Annotated in this window: 16 protein-coding genes; 10 read left to right on the top strand and 6 right to left on the bottom strand. The window is 56.8% G+C overall.

Annotated features, from left to right (window positions below; translation table 11 throughout):
• The first annotated feature begins 472 nt into the window (after positions 1-472).
• The gene (locus tag AC2FLO_RS13290) at positions 473-2,092 is read left to right on the top strand and encodes a GMC family oxidoreductase (protein WP_496753140.1); all 1,620 of its coding nucleotides are present in this window, start codon (positions 473-475) and stop codon (positions 2,090-2,092) included.
• A 5-nt stretch (positions 2,093-2,097) separates the two neighbouring features.
• Here AC2FLO_RS13290 and AC2FLO_RS13285 read toward each other — a convergent pair whose 3' ends face one another.
• Positions 2,098-2,943 (bottom strand): SDR family oxidoreductase, encoded by an 846-nt coding sequence (locus AC2FLO_RS13285; RefSeq protein ID WP_496753141.1) that lies wholly within the window; start codon positions 2,941-2,943, stop codon positions 2,098-2,100.
• A gap of 87 nt (positions 2,944-3,030) precedes the next feature.
• Between AC2FLO_RS13285 and AC2FLO_RS13280 the strand changes: the two genes are divergently transcribed.
• A complete protein-coding gene (locus AC2FLO_RS13280; RefSeq protein WP_209598901.1) occupies positions 3,031-3,663 on the top strand; it encodes a class I SAM-dependent DNA methyltransferase in 633 nt (210 codons plus the stop codon).
• A gap of 22 nt (positions 3,664-3,685) precedes the next feature.
• On the opposite strand, the gene AC2FLO_RS13275 is transcribed toward AC2FLO_RS13280, so the two are convergent.
• Both AC2FLO_RS13275 and AC2FLO_RS13270 read right to left on the bottom strand, forming a co-directional pair.
• Entirely contained in the window at positions 3,686-4,675 is a 990-nt protein-coding gene (locus AC2FLO_RS13275) for a sterol desaturase family protein (protein WP_480547266.1), read from the bottom strand.
• A gap of 21 nt (positions 4,676-4,696) precedes the next feature.
• Entirely contained in the window at positions 4,697-5,452 is a 756-nt protein-coding gene (locus AC2FLO_RS13270; protein ID WP_480484602.1) for a class II aldolase and adducin N-terminal domain-containing protein, read from the bottom strand.
• Between the two features lie 114 nt (positions 5,453-5,566).
• Here AC2FLO_RS13270 and AC2FLO_RS13265 point away from each other — a divergent pair, with 114 nt between their 5' ends.
• From AC2FLO_RS13265 to AC2FLO_RS13245, 5 genes are all read left to right on the top strand, one after another.
• Complete coding sequence (locus AC2FLO_RS13265) at positions 5,567-6,436, top strand: LysR family transcriptional regulator (RefSeq protein ID WP_496753142.1); 870 nt, start codon at positions 5,567-5,569, stop codon at positions 6,434-6,436.
• A gap of 140 nt (positions 6,437-6,576) precedes the next feature.
• Positions 6,577-8,379 carry an adenine deaminase gene (ade, locus tag AC2FLO_RS13260; protein WP_496753143.1) on the top strand — a complete coding sequence of 601 codons (1,803 nt, stop codon included), beginning with the start codon at positions 6,577-6,579 and terminating at the stop codon, positions 8,377-8,379.
• Positions 8,376-9,839 carry an AMP nucleosidase gene (locus tag AC2FLO_RS13255; protein WP_496753144.1) on the top strand — a complete coding sequence of 488 codons (1,464 nt, stop codon included), beginning with the start codon at positions 8,376-8,378 and terminating at the stop codon, positions 9,837-9,839. The genes ade and AC2FLO_RS13255 overlap by 4 nt, the downstream gene beginning before the upstream one ends.
• A 130-nt stretch (positions 9,840-9,969) precedes the next feature.
• A complete protein-coding gene (locus tag AC2FLO_RS13250) occupies positions 9,970-10,257 on the top strand; it encodes an HU family DNA-binding protein (protein ID WP_117871130.1) in 288 nt (95 codons plus the stop codon).
• 204 nt (positions 10,258-10,461) lie between these two features.
• On the top strand, positions 10,462-10,935 hold the full coding sequence (locus AC2FLO_RS13245) for a GNAT family N-acetyltransferase (protein ID WP_480586752.1): 474 nt from the start codon (positions 10,462-10,464) through the stop codon (positions 10,933-10,935).
• A gap of 99 nt (positions 10,936-11,034) precedes the next feature.
• On the opposite strand, the gene AC2FLO_RS13240 is transcribed toward AC2FLO_RS13245, so the two are convergent.
• Complete coding sequence (locus tag AC2FLO_RS13240) at positions 11,035-12,231, bottom strand: BCCT family transporter (protein WP_480587078.1); 1,197 nt, start codon at positions 12,229-12,231, stop codon at positions 11,035-11,037.
• A gap of 182 nt (positions 12,232-12,413) precedes the next feature.
• On the opposite strand from AC2FLO_RS13240, the gene AC2FLO_RS13235 reads away from it, so the two are divergent.
• The 3 genes from AC2FLO_RS13235 to msrA all read left to right on the top strand — a co-directional run bounded on the left by AC2FLO_RS13235 (position 12,414) and on the right by msrA (position 14,382).
• Positions 12,414-13,298, top strand: coding sequence for a DMT family transporter (locus AC2FLO_RS13235; RefSeq protein WP_496753145.1), 885 nt, complete (start codon positions 12,414-12,416; stop codon positions 13,296-13,298).
• A gap of 125 nt (positions 13,299-13,423) precedes the next feature.
• On the top strand, positions 13,424-13,873 hold the full coding sequence (msrB, locus tag AC2FLO_RS13230; RefSeq protein WP_480586758.1) for a peptide-methionine (R)-S-oxide reductase MsrB: 450 nt from the start codon (positions 13,424-13,426) through the stop codon (positions 13,871-13,873).
• Positions 13,870-14,382: a peptide-methionine (S)-S-oxide reductase MsrA gene (gene msrA, locus AC2FLO_RS13225; protein ID WP_496753146.1), complete on the top strand. Its 513-nt coding sequence runs from the start codon at positions 13,870-13,872 to the stop codon at positions 14,380-14,382. Before msrB ends, msrA begins: the two co-directional genes overlap by 4 nt.
• Positions 14,383-14,421: 39 nt before the next feature.
• Here msrA and AC2FLO_RS13220 read toward each other — a convergent pair whose 3' ends face one another.
• Positions 14,422-16,425 carry a hydantoinase/oxoprolinase family protein gene (locus tag AC2FLO_RS13220; RefSeq protein WP_496753147.1) on the bottom strand — a complete coding sequence of 668 codons (2,004 nt, stop codon included), beginning with the start codon at positions 16,423-16,425 and terminating at the stop codon, positions 14,422-14,424.
• A 72-nt stretch (positions 16,426-16,497) separates the two neighbouring features.
• On the bottom strand, positions 16,498-17,535 hold the full coding sequence (queG, locus tag AC2FLO_RS13215; protein WP_496753148.1) for a tRNA epoxyqueuosine(34) reductase QueG: 1,038 nt from the start codon (positions 17,533-17,535) through the stop codon (positions 16,498-16,500).
• Positions 17,536-17,597: the final 62 nt, after the last annotated feature.

The following is a 17,597-nucleotide window of genomic DNA, read 5'->3' as shown; positions in this document are numbered from 1 at the left end:
ATGCCCACCGTCTCTCCAGTGCGTCTCAACCGTCTTTCCAGTCCGTCAGGCCAACCTCAGCTGCGCCGGTGAAGGGGTATTTACGGATTAGGCTTCCGACCTGCAACCCCCATTTTGAAAAAACTTCGCATTTCTCACCAATCTCTCATTTAAGTTTTGTAAATCAATAGTTTAAACAGATATTTTGCGATTCCCAGCGGCCATTTCTGGTGCAGGCTCATCAGAAGAAGAGGGTGAAATCTGCACTTTGGCTGGAATCGTCGACCACGGTAGCAAACGACAACATCGATATCCGTCTTGAGTCACTCGATCGACGCGGGCGTACCGTTTCGCTGAATGTCGAAGAACACTTGGAAACTGACTTCAGGTCACAATTGTTTTTTTACTCAATTGACGCAGTCTCAGGGAAGTCTGGCTCGGATGACGAACAGCGGACCGGCACAATAATGGTTCTGATAGTAGGGAAGCCAGCATGGAGTTCGACTATATCATCGTGGGCGGTGGTTCGGCAGGATCCGTTCTTGCAAACCGCCTCACCGAGAACCCGGCTTCACGCGTTTGCCTGCTCGAAGCAGGTGGGAACGGAAACGGCCTGACTGTCAGGGTGCCGGCAGCTGTCGTGGCAGCCCTTCCGGGGCGACCCAAAATAAACAACTGGGCTTTTGAAACCATACCGCAACGCGGGTTGAACGGACGCCGGGGGTATCAACCCCGCGGCAAAGCACTGGGTGGTTCGAGCGCGATCAACGCGATGCTTTATGTCAGAGGTCAGAGGCAGGACTACGATAGGTGGGCCGATCTGGGCTGCGACGGCTGGGATTGGGACAGCGTATTGCCGTATTTCAAACGGTCCGAGAACAATGAGCTTGGCGCAGACAGCTGGCATGGTGACAAGGGCCCGTTACAGGTGTCACAGCAAAAGGAACCTCGCCCGATCACCCGCGCGTTCATTGAAGCCGCGCGGCAACTCCAACACCGTCATACTGAAGATTTCAACCGAGGCGATAACGAAGGTGTCGGGCTGTATCAGGTAACGCAGTTTCATGACCCGACAAAGAATGGAGAGCGGTGCTCGGCGGCTGCGGGTTACCTGTTCCCGATTGCCAACCGTCCGAACCTAACGATCATTACACATGCCCACGCGAAAGGGCTGGTCTTTCAGGGTAAGCGCGCAACTGGCGTTGTTTTCAGGGTCAAAGGCAAAGAGGCAGACACCACCGTTACCGCCACTCGCGAAGTTCTGCTGTGCGCGGGAGCATTAAAAACACCGCAGCTGCTGCAAATCTCAGGGATTGGAGCAAGCGCTGATCTTGAACCGCACGGGATCGCTGTTCTGCATGAACTACCGGGTGTGGGGCGGAATCTGCAGGACCACCTCGACTTTACGCTGACCTACCGGACCAAAGACACGAACAACTTTGGGATCGGCGCAACAGCGGCAGTGCGACTGCTGAAGCACATCCATCAGTGGCGCAAGACCGGCGTGTCAATGGCGGCCACTCCGTTTGCCGAAGGCGCGGCGTTTTTGAAAACCTCACCCGAGCTGGAGCGCCCGGATATCCAGCTGCATTTCACAATCGCAATGGTCGATGATCACGCCCGCAAACTGCATTACGGTTACGGGTACAGCTGTCATATCTGCAAGCTTCGCCCGGAAAGCCGGGGAACCGTTGGCCTGAGCAGCGCCGACCCAATGGCAATGCCTGTCATCGACCCCGGGTTTCTTACAGATGCCCGCGATCTGGACATCATGATCAAAGGCGCGCGAATGACGCGAGACATCCTGCAAGCGCCGGCATTGGCCAAATATCGGCATAAAGAGATGTTCGGAACGGATACGGCCAAATCCGACGCCGATTGGGAGGGGCATATCCGTGCCCGCGCCGATACGATCTATCACCCGGTCGGCACCTGCAAGATGGGTACCGACGAACTGGCTGTTGTGGATCCCGAACTTCGGGTGCGGGGGATTGAGGGGCTTCGTGTGGTTGATGCGTCGGTGATGCCAACGCTGGTGTCGGGAAACACAAACGCGCCAACAATAATGATCGCGGAAAAAGCCTCGGACATGATTAAGGCAGCCGCGCAGTAAAGAACCTACCGGTCCTTCATTAGCGCCTCCAACCCCACCCGGTAGTTCGGGTAGATCAATTCGACACCCAACTCATCCTTGATCCGGTCATTTCGGACGCGTTTGTTCTCGTTATAAAAACTGCGCGCCATCGGTGTCAGATCGGCCTCATCAAATGAAACCGCCGGGGGCAGAGGAAGCCCCTGCAGTTCGGCGGCATACCCGATGACATCTTGTGGCGGGACAGGCTCATCGTCGCAGACATTGTAAACACTGCCCGGATTCGGCCTTGTCATCGAAGCTTGCAGAACCTGCGCAATGTCATCCACGTGGATACGCGAAAACACTTGCCCCGGCTTGATGATACGCCGCAGCCCACCGCGTGTGAGCTTAGAGAACGGCCCACGGCCCGGGCCGTAAATCCCTGCCAGACGGAAGATGTGAACAGGCAGGCCCGGCACAGCCGCCCATTGCTCTTCAGCCAGCATGCGCCACTTTCCACGCTTGGCGGTCGGTGTTGGAGGGGTGTCTTCGTCAACCCAGCCGCCCTGGTGATCGCCATAAACAGCTGTTGTCGATAAATAGCCCACCCAAGTGAACTGACTTGCTCGTTTTCGGATCTCGTCGCCAAGCGCCGCCAGTACCGGATCGCCCGCCTCGCCCGGTGCCGTTGAGATCAGCAAATGCGTCACCCCATCCAGATTTGGAACCTCGCCGGGCCAGATCAGCGGGTCCGCGCCAGAGGCACGTATCGCATCTGTGCCTTCGCCGTCTCGTGTGGTGCCAAAAATCTGCCAGCCTTTCGGGGCAAGAATTCGGGAAAGGGCCTGCGCAGAATAGCCGTGGCCAAATGAGAAGAGTGTCATGGTCATGCACCGTTGATGGGCTTCAGCGCATCGGGATGCAAGCGCCGCATGGACGCACTTGAATCGAATCTTCTGATGCGCCTTTCTGTGGATATGAGCAAAAAGAAACCAGACCTGCATTCTGCCTACGCGCTGAGCTCTCCGGACGAAAACAAACGCCTTTATGCGGAATGGGCCGGGGACTATGACGACAGCTTTGCCGCGCGTGAGGATTATCAGCTTCATATCCATACCGCGCGGGCGTTTGTGGGCGCGGGCGGTCAGGGGCCGGTTCTGGATGTCGGTGCGGGAACGGGCCTGTGCGGCGCGGTGTTGTCTGGGCTTGGTGTTGGGCCGATTGATGCCACTGATATCAGTTCAGAGATGCTGGAACAGGCTATGCGCAAGGATATCTACCGGGACGCGATCGAGGCTGACCTTACCCATGGCATCCCGGTTCCGCCAGACAGCTATTCCGGCATCGTGTCATCTGGCACGTTCACACACGGTCATCTGGGTCCCGAAGTGTTGCCTGCGCTGCTTCGCGTCGCACGGTCAGGCGCTACGTTCGCCCTGTCAATAAACGCCCGCCATTTCGAAAAGATGGGCTTCAAGGGCAAGCTGCACGAACTGGAACAGGACCAGATCCGCAACCTGACCCTGCCCGAGGTTCGCATCTATGGCGATCTTGCTGCAGGGCCCAATAAGGATGACACGGCCTTCATTGCATTGTTCGAACGAGTTTAGTCCCCGGACAGAACCAGCCACTTCAGGTGTACATCTGCTTTTTGTAGGCCCTCGTGCGTGTCGTCGCTTCGGCTGAGCCATCGTGATAGGTGCCAAACCACTTGTCGAACGGAATTTCGGATGTGCCGTAGTTGCACTCGAAATACCTGTGGTGGAGCTGGTGAAAAAAGTCGCCCGCCCGCGCGGCTTCGGTCTCACCGGCCTTTAGCTTCTCGAACCCAGAATGGGACAGTATCGGGCTGACCTGCTGGAACGAGCTGTGAAACAACACATGCAGCGGATGGGAAGGCACGATCAGGTGGATGAAATACGTCGTGAAATAAAGCATGTTTTCATACCAGTGATTCGAAATCCCTGACCATGGCCCGGTATTGACATTGCGGTGATGGACCGCGTGCACATGTTTATAAAGCCTGGGATGATGTTCCAGCCGGTGCACCCAGTAAAAATGCAGACCGGACCACATGGGAATAAACAACATCCAAACCACGAACCACACCGGCGAGCTGGCCCAGGTAATCGTCGGAACCCAGCCATTTGCCATCGCCCAGAAGATGACCCACTGGTAAATGGTCGCCACCGTCATGGCGCTGCCCAGCGTCCACCAGATGTTATCCCAGACCTGATTGCGGAATGTGAATGTTCCGTTGTCCCGTGTCAGGTCCCTGCGATCAAACTTTTTGTACATCCCCTGCCCTTTGCGCATGTACAGCCACCAGTGCAGGCTTCCTGCTACCAGAGTTTGCGGCACCATGTTCAGCAACCAGATCCGAAACATCCATCCGGGCGCAAAGCTTTTCATCGTCTCTAACGCAGGGAAAAAGAACGCATAGGCGATGACGGCCAAGGTCATGCACAGGGTCAGGGCGGTGATTTGCAACCACGCTCCGCTGTACCATTTTAGCACGGCCGCCGGACGTGGTGGCCAACTGAACAGTGGGTTGAGACCCACTGGCCCGTCGGGGTGGTAATGCCAGCGGGCAGCTTCGGGGTCCTGCGTGGAATCTCGCATGTCGGTCACTCTGTCTTGCATTCAGGTTGCGTAATCCGAGCCTTCTGCATCGAGTATTGCCTTGATCTCTCGCAGATGCGCTTCGGCTTGACCGGGGTAGTCGTCCAGTTCCTGTGCTGTTTTCTCGGCAATTTCATCCGACAGCACCCGCAGGGGCAGGCCTGTTTGCAGTGCCCGGATGTATGTTTCGGCAGCGCGCTCGAAATAGTAGAGCCTGTTAAAGGTATCTGCAGGGTCGCTGCCGGTGATCAGAACCCCGTGGTTGCCCATGATCATGACTTTCTTCTTCGGATCAGCCAACATCCCGGCGCACCGCTCGCCTTCGCTTTCAAAAGCCAATCCGCCAAATTCTTCGTCAACAACGTAGCGGTTGTAGAAGGTCGCGGTGTTCTGGTCGATTGGCGGAAGTGTACTGTCGGCCAGTGACGCCAGAACAGTTGCGAAAATCGAATGCACATGCATGACGCAACGCGCGTGCGGGCAGTGGCGATGGATCGAGCCGTGCAGGCCCCAGGCCGTGGGATCAGGTGCGCCGGGCTGTGACATCACATCCGGATCGTTGGCGTTCAACAGCAACAGATCAGACGCGCGAATACGCGAGAAATGCGCCTGATTGGGGTTCATCAGGAACTGCGTCCCGTCTTCGTTCACAGCAAGGCTGAAGTGGTTGGCGACGGCTTCGTGCATGTTCAGCCGGGCCGTCCAGCGAAAGGTTGCGGCCATGTCCACACGTTCTGACCAATGATCGATATTGGGACGAAGGTTGGTGAGACTCATGTGACGCGTCCTTTGGTATCTGCGAATGACCAAAGCCTGCATTTGGTCCGGCAATTTGACCAACGAAAAAAACGGAACTATCCCATTAGCTGAACTTATGCCGGAGTTATGTAGATGCAAAACAGGCTTCCCCCGCTTGGCTGGCTGCGCACTTTCGAAGCCGCAGCCCGCCATCTGTCATTCACCGGTGCGGCGCGGGATCTGAACATGACGCAAAGTGCGGTCAGTCAGCAGATCAAATCGCTGGAAGGTCATCTGGGTCAGCCACTGTTCCTGCGACGCCCGAAGGCGCTTGAGCTGACAGAGGCCGGAATCACCTATTTGCCGGTGGTGCGCGAGGCGTTTCGGACACTGATACGGGGCACTCAGGCGGTAACTGGCGCGCAACAGAATGCGGTCCAGGTGCAGTGCAACATCAGTTTCGCCGTGAACTGGCTGGCCCCGCGTCTGCCATTATTTCAGGCTGAACACCCGGATGTTCAGCTGAACATCTTCACCGAGTTGTGGGAACCGCGCGAGATGGCTGAAGGCGCGGCAGTCGAGATCCGGTTTTCCCTTCGACCCTCAGATACAACCCGGACAGAGATGCTGCGCTCTGAATATTACTATCCCGTCTGCGCGCCGGGATATCAGGTGTGCCTGCAAGACCTTCAGGAAAAACCTCTGTTCGACTGTTCCAACCTGTTGACCAACTGGGCGACGTGGGCTGAAGATCAGGCTCTGAATTGGCAGAATCCGCCTATTACCTACGCGACAACCTATCTGGTTTGTTTGTCAGCTGCGATGGCCGGAAGTGGCCTGTGCCTGGCCCATGACACCATCGCAGGTCATTTGATCGATCAGGGACGACTAGCCGCACCATTTGAGCATCGCGCCCCGATGCCCGAAGCGTATTATCTGCTGCTCTCCCCTCAGGCCGAGGACACGCCCGGAGCGGTTACCTTTGCGAACTGGATACGACGAGAATTCGGGTCCGAAACGTAAACCCGGACGGGTTCCTGCGCGCTGTCGGCGCCTATGTCAGCTTTCGATGACCGGGTCGGGCAGATTTGCAGAATTGTGATCCGTCGGCAGTAGTAAAGAACCGGGGTTGCACCCGCGCGCGCATTCGTGAAAGTTGAGCCATGGAAAACACACCCTTCCCAACTTGGCCCGATGTCGCCCCCCGATTGATCGCAGTTGCTGCCGGACGTGAGGCAGCAGATATGGTAATAAAGGGTGGGACTTGGGTAAATGTGCACAGCCGCGAACTGCTGCCGAACCATTCAGTTGCAATCGCTGCAGGCCGTATTGCATTTGTCGGTCCCGACGCCTCGCATTGTACCGGACCAGAGACACAGGTTATCGACGCGCAAGGCCGCTTTATCCTGCCCGGCTTATGCGACGCGCATATGCACATCGAATCGGGGATGCTGACCCCTGCCGAGTTTGCCCGCGCAGTTATCCCCCATGGCACAACCAGTATGTTCACCGACCCGCACGAGATCGCCAATGTGTTGGGGCTGGACGGTGTGCGCATGATGCATGACGAAGCAATGATGCAGCCGGTCAACATCTTCACTCAGATGCCGTCCTGCGCGCCCTCTGCACCGGGGTTAGAGACGACAGGCTATGAAATCACCCCCGAAGACGTGGCCGAGGCGATGAATTGGCCCGGGATCATCGGCTTGGGGGAAATGATGAACTTCCCCGGCGTGATTCACGGAGATCCCAAAATGCTGGCCGAGATTGCGGCCACGCAGCGGGCAGGCAAGGTCGTCGGCGGACATTACGCATCCCCTGATTTAGGGCCTGATTTCGCGGCTTATGTGGCTGGTGGACCTGCCGATGACCACGAAGGCACCTGCGAAGCGGATGCCATCGCACGGGTCCGTCAGGGAATGCGGTCGATGATGCGGTTGGGTTCGGCCTGGTATGACATTGAAAGCCAGATTACCGCGGTCACCAAAAAAGGTCTGGATGCGCGCAATTTCATCCTGTGCACGGATGACTGCCACTCTGCCACACTAGTCAATGATGGGCATATGAACCGCGTCGTGCGCCACGCGATTGCCTGCGGCTGTGACCCGCTTGTGGCCGTGCAGATGGCGACGATCAACACCGCCACGCATTTCGGTTTGGAACGCGAGATCGGATCGGTCACGCCGGGACGACGGGCGGACATCATCCTCAGCTCTGACCTGACCGAATTGCCGGTCGAACTGGTCATAGCGCACGGGAAGGTTGTTGCGGAAAACGGGGTGATCAAGGTTGATTGCCCCCATCTGAACTGGCCCGACAAGGCACGTCGCACCGTTCATCTGAAGCAGGAACTGGCCGCGTCCGATTTTGAGATCGCGGCGCCGAAGGGTGCAAACAAGGTAAGGGCCAACGTCATTGGCGTGGTAGAAAACCAGGCCCCCACTAAAGCCCTGAAAGCCGAATTGCCGATAATCGGCGGGCTTGTTGAAGGTGAGGGTGACGTATGCCAGATATCACTGGTCGAACGACACCGGGCGACAGGGGGCGTCACCAACGCCTTTGTCTCGGGGTTTGGATATCAGGGAAAAATGGCCATGGCCTCGACCGTGGCGCATGACAGTCATCACATGATCGTCGTCGGCACCGACCGTGAACAGATGGCGCTGGCCGCGAATCGACTGGCCGAAGTGGGTGGCGGCATCACGATCTTCCGGGACAGCCAGGAACTGGCGATGGTCGAACTTCCCATTGCCGGTCTGATGTCCGACAGCCCGGCCGCTGAAGTTGCGGCCAAGGCGGACAGGATGGTTCAGGCTATGCAGGAATGTGGCTGCAATCTGAACAACGCGTATATGCAACATTCGCTACTGGCGTTGGTCGTCATACCGGAACTCAGGATCTCTGATCTCGGGCTGGTTGACGTGCGCACATTCGAAAAAATTGATCTTCTGGAACCCTTGGCATGACGACACTCCTGACACCTGAAGCCCTTTCGCCAGAACAGTTCACCGATCCCGCAGCCGCAGTTGCGCGACTGGAGGAGCTTTACACTCAAGCAACGGAATTTCTGTGCGACAGCTTCTCGAAGGTACTGCAAGGTGGTGCGCCAACCGCCAGATACAGAGCCTATTACCCGGAGATTCGCATAAAGACATCGACCTATGCACAAGTCGACAGCCGCCTGAGTTTTGGGCATGTGTCGGAGCCCGGCGTTCACGCTACAACCGTGACGCGCCCGGATTTGTTCCGATCCTACCTGACCCAGCAGATTGCCCTTTTGATCAAGAATCACGACCAACCGGTGACGATTGCAGCGTCGGACACACCGATTCCGGTCCATTTTGCCGTGGCAAATACGTCGGATCTGGTTGTGCCGCATCAGGGTGCGGCTGCTTTCACCCTGCGTGACGTGTTTGACGTGCCGGATCTGACCACCACGAATGACGACATCGTCAACGGTGTCCATGAAAATGAAGACGCCGTCGGGCCTTTGTCATTGTTTACTGCCCAGCGGGTCGATTATTCACTTGCGCGACTGGCACATTACACAGCGACAGATGCCCAGCATTTTCAGAATCACGTTCTGTTCACGAATTATCAGTTCTATGTCTCGGAATTCGAAAACTACGCCCGCGAACAGTTGGCTGATCCCAGCAGCGGGTACACCAGCTTTGTCTCGACCGGGAATGTCGAGATCACGGAGCCAAATGCAGAAATCGAGCAGCCGCTGAAACTGCCGCAAATGCCAACCTATCATCTGAAGCGTGAAGACGGTTCGGGTCTTACTTTGGTGAACATCGGTGTCGGCCCGTCGAATGCCAAAACAGCAACCGACCATATCGCGGTTCTGCGCCCGCACGCGTGGCTGATGGTTGGCCATTGCGCCGGGTTGCGCAACACGCAGGCATTGGGTGATTTCGTTCTGGCCCATGCATATCTACGTGATGACAAGGTTCTGGATGATGACCTGCCGGTCTGGGTGCCCATCCCGCCCCTGGCCGAGGTTCAGGTCGCGCTGGAACGCGCCGTGGCCGAAGTGACCGAGCTGGAAGGGTATGAACTGAAGCGGATCATGCGGACGGGAACAGTTGCATCGGTCGACAATCGCAACTGGGAACTGCGCGATCAATCCGGACCGGTTCAGCGCCTCAGCCAGTCGCGGGCCATCGCGTTGGATATGGAAAGCGCCACAATCGCCGCGAACGGCTATCGCTTCCGCGTTCCTTACGGCACTTTGCTGTGCGTGTCGGACAAGCCCCTGCACGGCGAACTGAAGCTACCGGGCATGGCCTCGTCCTTTTATACCACTCAGGTCGGGCGTCATTTGATGATCGGGATACGCGCTATGGAGCACCTGCGCGGCATGCCGTTGGAGCGTCTGCACAGCCGGAAATTGCGTTCCTTCGACGAAACTGCCTTCCTCTGACGCAAAAAAGCAACGTTTTCCCCATATTTTTAGGGGTTTCTGCGCTACTATTCGTTGTGTTTGGCCACAATATCCCGTTACAGTTACGCGGTGAGGCCCTATAGATCGGGCACGTTAAGGAGACCAAGAAATGGCAAAACCTATGACAAAGACTCAGCTGGTTGCTGCTCTCGCTGAGGAAATGGGAACCGATAAGAAATCCGCGAACTCTGCGCTTGAGGCCATCACCGGCTTGATCACGCGCGAAGTTTCCGCAGGTGGTGCAGTGACCCTGCCCGGTGTCGGCAAAATCTACTGCCGCGAACGCCCCGAGCGTCAGGTCCGCAACCCGGCAACCGGTGAAACCTTCACCAAAGAAGCCGACAAGGTTGTGAAAATGACCATCGCGAAAGCACTGAAAGACAGCGTGAACGGCTGATCTCAAGCGCTTGGAACCATGTAAAGGGGTGGCGGTTACGCGGCCCCTTTTTTTGTGTCTAAACTTTACATCCTACGGCCCGCGCAATTATGTGATAAGGCATCAGGCTGTAACTAAAGGCTACAATCCAACACTGGATGTTCTTGGAACGTTTTTTACGGACAACCCTTTGATTTCCTGCTTGGCCCGCTAAATCCCAGTTCTATGGAACAGGATATAACCTTCACGCGACTGCCCCTCGTCTCAGCACCTGAGATACTGGCGCATATGAGAAATCCAATTCTTGCCGAACACATGCCTCTCCTGACGCAGGATTGGGATGAGGAAACAGTCGCCGGTTTCATTCACGCGAAAGAGTCGTGTTGGGCGCGGGACGGCCTAGGTCATTGGGCAATTCTGCACCGCGGGCAATATGTGGGATGGGGTGGTTTTCAAAAAGAAGGTGAAGAGTGGGATTTCGGGTTGGTCTTGAAGCCCGGTGCATTTGGACTGGGTGCCAAAATAGCACGTCGGGCCATCACATTCGCAAAGCAGGACAATCGTATTCCGTTCGTGACATTCTTGCTGCCGCCTTCACGCACGAAACTGCGCGCAATGACCAAACTCGGCGCTTATTTTGTTGGGCAAGTAGACTACGCTGGCCACAGTTTCCTCAAATATCGTCTCGACACGAACTGAAGTGAACGACAAGGAATGAGGGCCGGATCGGGCATTGTCCAAAAACGGCTGCGGGCCCCAATGTCGAGGCCCGCTTTTGGTTTGGTAGGTTCGAAACAATCAGTGAATCGTCTCAACCTTGTGGAAGTCCAGATCGCGATCTTCCGGCATGGCGTCGATACTCATCACCTCTTTGCGCTTGGTGACCAGGATATAGACCACGCAAGCCAGGTAGAGAGCGACTACGACGGCTCCGATCCACTGGATTTGCAACCACTGACTCTGGAACAGCAGCGTCAACACAAACAGCAGCGCGACGTTGCCAGCGACATAGGTCGCCTTGCCAAACCGCTCGGCGGTCATGTTCAGGTTGTCCGTATAGAGCCTAATCAGCGAGTCCAGCGAGTTGATAACAAAGGTCACGCCCACGATTACCATCGCGATATTGGTGATGCCTGCGGTGCTGATGCCGTTCAGGTGATAGTAGTAGAGAACGGTGAACCAAATCCCCAGCGGGATCGACGGGAAGATCAACAACGCCGCCAGCAGCTGCCAGGTCTTCAAACCGCCCACAAAGCGCGAAGTAAACTGGCCAATCATGATTGACCACGCAAACCACCAGAACAAGTAGAAGGCATGATAATCGGTCAGCGGCAGGACAAATTTGTGCACATTGGCGAAATAGGCACCAATGTTACTGCCGGTTTCGATAAACCCGGTCATTCCCATGCCAGCGGCCGCCCACATACCCAGAATCAGTGCAAGGAACAGAAAGGTCGAACCGACCGACAGGATGCGCACATATTTCAAATCGGTCGACGAGTATGCCGCCGCCAGAATGACCACAAACACGATGACGTAGAAGGTGGTAACGACAGATTCTCCATCTCCGACCTCTGGCAGGTAGCCAGGCAGGTAGATCAGGAACAGGCTGGCGGTAAAGGCGCAGGTACCGATGATGACGACGTTGTTGATCAGCTTGACCAGCGGAATCTCAAAGAAGTTCACGCGGGGTTCGATCACGCAGAAATAGAAGGCTGTCAGGAAGTAAAACGCCCAGATCAGAAATCCCCAGAAACCGAACTCGATCGCCAGTGGATTGGCAAAGGCATAGGCCGGATCTTCGGCATAGCCACCAAATTCTGTCAGCGGGAACATGATCAGGCCAACATCCAGACCGGACGTAAACAGGATCGCGATGAACGTGAAAAGGTGGACAGGTGTAACGCCAACGCAGCGCAGGTTCCACCACTTCACTACGAAGAACGCGACCAGGCCCAACGCCAGCAGAACGCCAAAAGATAGAATGTACTCCAGAAGCACCGACAACCCTCCCTTGATATGTCAGATCCCGGAGCCGATAACTTTAATTGTTCAGTCAATCAATAAAAACATCCTTGTGACTTTCGTTGCATCACGGATGTGTCTTTTTTGACGCGCAGCGCTTGCGACCCATCGGAAAATCGGGGACAGTCCGCGCAAAGTGACAGGGGGTCTCCATGGATCTGCGCGCCATAGCCATGGGGCTTACTTTTGCCCTGATCTGGTCGTCTGCCTTTACCTCGGCGCGGATCATCGTGGCAGACGCCTCTCCCTTGTTTTCGCTGGCTCTGCGGTTTTTGATCTCAGGGGGTCTGGGGGTTCTGATTGCCCGGGCGATGGGGCAAAGCTGGCACCTGACCCGGAACCAATGGCGGGCGACAATTCTGTTCGGTATCTGCCAAAATGCCCTGTATTTGGGTCTGAACTTTTACGCGATGCAAACGGTCGAGGCTTCGGTTGCGGCGATTATCGCGTCCACAATGCCCTTGTTGGTGGCGCTGGCAGGGTGGCTGATTTTTGGCGAGAAACTGCGTCCTCTCGGGATTTTGGGATTGTTTGCCGGATTCACTGGCGTCGCCCTGATCATGAGCAGCCGGATCAGTTCTGGTGTCGACATGTTCGGCATCGCGTTGTGCGGCATCGGAGCTTTGGCGCTGACCTTTGCCACCCTCGCGGTCCGCGGTGCGACTTCGGGCGGTAATTTCATGATGGTCGTCGGTCTACAGATGCTTGTAGGTTCAGCCATGTTGTTCGTGGCTGCTCCGATCTTTGAGGCCATCTACATCCACCCGACGCTGCCATTGGCATTGGCGTTCACTTACACAACCCTGTTTCCTGGGCTGCTGGCCACTCTGATCTGGTTCCTTCTTCTGGATCGCATCGGCGCGATCCGCGCAGCCACGTTCCACTTTTTGAATCCGGTATTCGGTGTCACGATTGCGGCCATATTGTTGGGCGAAAAACTGGGCGCGATGGACGCAATTGGCGTTTCAATCACGACATTGGGTATTCTTGCTGTACAGCTTTCACGCCAACCTGCCAGCAAAACGACTTCGGCCTAACACAAGGACCTCAGTGTATGCGTCTGACCGACCGCACGACTGTGAGAGCGCTTTGAAATATCGCTTTGCTTTCTGTACGGCAGCCCCCAGATAATGGCACAAACGTCAAATCAGCCGGAGGATCCATGACACGCTACACCAAAGACCCCACGGTTATTGCGGCGCTTTCGCCCGAAGAATTTCACGTCACCCAACGCAACGGCACCGAACGGCCGGGGACAGGCAAGTATTTGCGGAACAAGGAACCGGGTATCTACGTGGACATCGTGTCAGGCGAACCACTGTTTGCTTCGACCCACAAATACGAATCCGGATGTGGCTGGCCCAGCTTTACCAAGCCGATCATCCATGAGCATGTGGAAGAATTTCGCGATACGACATATGGTATGATCCGGACCGAGGTTCGATCGAAACACGGCGACAGCCATCTGGGACATGTCTTCCCCGACGGCCCGCGAGAACATGGCGGCCTGCGATATTGCATCAACTCGGCCTCGCTCAGGTTCATCCATCGGGATGAGATGGAGGCTGAAGGTTACGCCGAATTCCTGATCCACGTGGAGGAAATCCAATGACTGAACACCGTGCTGTACTGGCCGGAGGCTGCTTTTGGGGTATGCAGGACCTGATCCGCAAGCTGCCAGGCGTCTTGCGAACTCGGGTGGGCTATACCGGAGGCGATGTGCCCAACGCCACCTATCGCAACCACGGCACCCACGCCGAAGGGATCGAGATCTGGTTTGACCCATCGCAGATCAGTTTCCGCGACCTGCTGGAATTCTTCTTCCAGATTCACGACCCGACCACGGTGAATCGACAAGGCAACGACCGAGGCATGAGCTATCGTTCCGCGATTTACCACGTCGATGAAGCCCAAAGAGCAACCGCCCTGGATACAATCGCAGACGTGAATGCCAGCGGCTTGTGGCCAGGAAAAGTCGTAACCGAAGTCGAACCCGTCGGCGATTTCTGGGAGGCCGAACCCGAGCATCAGGATTATCTTGAGCGTATCCCGAACGGATATACCTGCCACTTCCCGCGCCAGGATTGGGTTCTTCCCAAACGTGCCAGCGCCGCAGAATAATGCACCACCTGCCCGGCCCCTCTGAACGAGTCAGAGGGGCTAGCCCGCCGCAACCCGCGGTCGCCCGCTAGCCTCGACCGTGATCATTGCTTCGACAAACACATCATTGGCCTCGACCCGCGCGGTTTTGATGTCGCGTTCCACGATCACCCGGATATCTTCTGCGCCGGCTTCGCGCACCGCGCCTTCAGCTTCCGACCTCAGAACATTTTCCAGCAAAGCCAGCGCATCTTCTGATGCGGAAAAATCCTTGGGCCCGCCCTTGAGATGTACACGATACCGCCCTTCGGCAGGACTTGTCACCGTGCCCGTTCGCCGTAAGGTCAACCGCCCGACGACAGCGCCAATCGCATTGGCTACGCCCGCATGTTCCGGCAGTATCATCCGGCAGCGAAGCCGTTCACCAACCGCCGGGTAATAGCTGGGGGCAGATGCCCCAAGTCCCACAACATCAACGTTCAGGGCTGCGGTCAGCGACAACAAACCGCGATGCTGCGCCAATCCGCGCTGTGTCAGGATATGCCGCGCCAGCTCCTGTGGCGAAAGCCCGAAACTGTCTGGCTCCTCATCAAAAGCAGCCTCTAACAAGGTCAAACTGGTCTGTTCTGTCAACTGGTCCACGATCATCTTCGCCAGCGCTTCGGCGGAATTTGCCAACATATCTCCGGACCCGACCCGTTTGCGCGCGACCAGTTCAAGTGCCTTACGGGCGGCGTCCGCATCCCAGGCATCCACCCGCCCCAGTACATGGCTGGCATCCGACGGAGTCACGCCCGAGATCTGAATGATCCCGCGGTCCACCAACCGGGTCAATGCGCCGCTCTCCATTCGGGACCGAAGCAAGGAACCGATCGGCAGAACCTGATCACCCAACCGCTCCAACAGGGCTTCTTCTCGCACATCTATACCGTCGTCACGTATTCCCGGCACGCGACGGGCAAAGCGCGTATCGTGCTCACCCACCGTCGTGGCCCGCAATTGATCGTCCAGAACGGCATGGACGATCTCGGGCGCTTCCGAGGCGATCAGGGACACCGGAAGAACGCGGCGCGGCCCCAGAAACACACCGCCCTGCAATCCCTCGGTCACGACATGCACCTGACTGTCACCTCCAAGGCCATGGGTGCGCATCGCCACCGCTTCGACCATGGTGCGGAACCCGCCAACCTGTGCCCCTGCCGAGTCTATCGCGGGCTTACCGTCTCGGATCAACGCCACGTCGGTTGTCGTACCGCCAATATCAGACACCAACGCATTCTCTGTGCCGGTCAACCAGCGCGCGCCTACAATTGACGCGGCTGGTCCGCTCAGGATCGTTTCAATGGGGCGTTCACGCGCCTGTTCAGCACTCATCAACGCCCCATCACCGCGCACGACCATCATCGGGGCCATTATCCCCAACTCGCGCAGCTGGTCCTGCGCCCGCCCGATCAAACGGTCGATCATCCCGATCAGCCGCGCATTCAACACGGCCGTCACGGCGCGTTTCGGCCCGTTCAGCTTTGCCGACAAGTGATGCGAACATGTGACCGGAGCCCCGGTTCTTTCCGAAACGATCCGTGCGGCTTCCAACTCGTGCGCGGGATTTCGTGTGGCAAACTGAGCGGCTATGGCAAAGCCTGATATGCCCTTATGAGAGCCTAAAAATTGCTCCAGCGCGGCAATATCCAATGGCGCAGCTTCGCTGCCTGAATGGGAATGCCCACCAGACATAACCAGGGCCGGGTCCCCTTTTAACGCGTCCTTCAAACCGTGCTTTTCAAGGTCGCTGTCTTTGAATCCGATATAGATCAACGCAACGCGCCCGCCCTGCCCTTCGACCAAGGCATTAGTCGCCAATGTTGTGGACAAAGACGCCATTGAAATCTGATCCGGCGCAACTTTTGCCTGCTCCAGAACGGTAGAAATCGCCTTGCCCACACCAATTGCCAAATCCGCGCGTGTGGTCAGGGACTTGGCCGAGGCTATCACCTCTTTTTCATCCCGGACCAGTACCGCATCGGTATAGGTTCCACCCGTATCCACCCCCAAAGCCAGCGCCATCGGGTTCTCCTTACTGTTCGCTGCAGATTGGTGTAGCGATTGGGGCCGACACGTCCAGCCTGTTTGCGGCAATTATGAAAGTTGTTCCACCGCCCAGCGCGCTGCGTCTGCCACGGTTTCATCCGGGTCATCTGTCAAACTCTGGGCCGCAGCCTTCAAATTCGGGCGCCCCGAGTTTCCAATGGCATAAAGCACGTTGCGCACAAACCGGTCGCGCCCAATCCGTTTGATGGGTGAGCCAGAGAACTTCGCTCGAAACGAAGTATCATCAAGCGCCACCAGCTCTTCCAGCGCAGGCGCTGCCAGATCTTCACGCGCGGCATAGCGTATGTCACTTGCAGCAACCGCAAACTTGTTCCACGGGCATGCTGCCAGGCAATCATCACAGCCGTAGATTCGATTGCCCAGCTTTCCGCGAAGTTCAGGCTCCACAGGGCCTTTATGTTCGATAGTCAGATAGGAAATGCACCGCCGTGCATCCAATTGATACGGGCCTGGAAAGGCGTCCGTGGGGCAGCTGTCCAAACAGGCCCGACAAGACCCGCAGCGATCAATCTCAGAAGAATCAGTGGGTATGTCCAATGTTGAAAAAACAGACCCTATAAAGGCCCAATTACCCCATTCCCGACTGACAAGATTTGTGTGTTTCCCCTGCCAGCCCAACCCGGCGGCCTGCCCCAAGGCTTTCTCTGGCACGGGTGCAGTGTCAACAAACACCTTAACCTCGCCGCCCGCCTCGGCAATCAGCCACCGCGCCAGACGCTTCAGTCGCTTTTTGACCAGATCATGATAGTCTTTGTTCTGCGCATAGACAGAAATCGCCCCGTGGCCGCGTTGCTTCAAGACGTCTGTCGGGTCATGTTCCGGCGTGTAACTCTCGGCCAGCATGATCACTGATCGCGCCTCGGGCCAAAGGGCCGCAGGATCACCGCGCCAATGCGTTCGTTCGGCCATCCATCCCATCTGCCCATGATACCCGGCGCCCAGGTACGCGGCCAGACGCTCGGGAACTTCTGGAACATCCCACGGGCGGCAGACACGGCACGCAACAAACCCTTCGTCAAGGGCCTGCTGTACCAGCTTTTCCTTCAAATCAGATCCGCTCTTCATCTGGCTAAAAATATCCTCGGGGGAAATCGCGCAGATGCGCGATGGGGGGGCAGACAGCCCCC

The organism is Ruegeria sp. TASC047, assembly GCF_059612445.1.
The sequence above is the reverse complement of the archived record's forward strand: the minus strand, read 5'-3'. Positions and strand labels throughout refer to the sequence as shown.

Coding starts and splice junctions, on each gene's coding strand:
- AC2FLO_RS13285 (WP_496753141.1), bottom strand. CDS start 2,943: ATGACCATGACACTCTTCTCATTTGGCCACGGCTATTCTGCGCAGGCC.
- msrB (WP_480586758.1), top strand. CDS start 13,424: ATGACACGCTACACCAAAGACCCCACGGTTATTGCGGCGCTTTCGCCC.
- AC2FLO_RS13265 (WP_496753142.1), top strand. CDS start 5,567: ATGCAAAACAGGCTTCCCCCGCTTGGCTGGCTGCGCACTTTCGAAGCC.
- AC2FLO_RS13280 (WP_209598901.1), top strand. CDS start 3,031: ATGAGCAAAAAGAAACCAGACCTGCATTCTGCCTACGCGCTGAGCTCT.
- queG (WP_496753148.1), bottom strand. CDS start 17,535: ATGAAGAGCGGATCTGATTTGAAGGAAAAGCTGGTACAGCAGGCCCTT.
- AC2FLO_RS13255 (WP_496753144.1), top strand. CDS start 8,376: ATGACGACACTCCTGACACCTGAAGCCCTTTCGCCAGAACAGTTCACC.
- ade (WP_496753143.1), top strand. CDS start 6,577: ATGGAAAACACACCCTTCCCAACTTGGCCCGATGTCGCCCCCCGATTG.
- AC2FLO_RS13220 (WP_496753147.1), bottom strand. CDS start 16,425: ATGGCGCTGGCTTTGGGGGTGGATACGGGTGGAACCTATACCGATGCG.
- AC2FLO_RS13270 (WP_480484602.1), bottom strand. CDS start 5,452: ATGAGTCTCACCAACCTTCGTCCCAATATCGATCATTGGTCAGAACGT.
- AC2FLO_RS13290 (WP_496753140.1), top strand. CDS start 473: ATGGAGTTCGACTATATCATCGTGGGCGGTGGTTCGGCAGGATCCGTT.
- AC2FLO_RS13250 (WP_117871130.1), top strand. CDS start 9,970: ATGGCAAAACCTATGACAAAGACTCAGCTGGTTGCTGCTCTCGCTGAG.
- msrA (WP_496753146.1), top strand. CDS start 13,870: ATGACTGAACACCGTGCTGTACTGGCCGGAGGCTGCTTTTGGGGTATG.
- AC2FLO_RS13245 (WP_480586752.1), top strand. CDS start 10,462: ATGGAACAGGATATAACCTTCACGCGACTGCCCCTCGTCTCAGCACCT.
- AC2FLO_RS13275 (WP_480547266.1), bottom strand. CDS start 4,675: ATGCGAGATTCCACGCAGGACCCCGAAGCTGCCCGCTGGCATTACCAC.
- AC2FLO_RS13235 (WP_496753145.1), top strand. CDS start 12,414: ATGGATCTGCGCGCCATAGCCATGGGGCTTACTTTTGCCCTGATCTGG.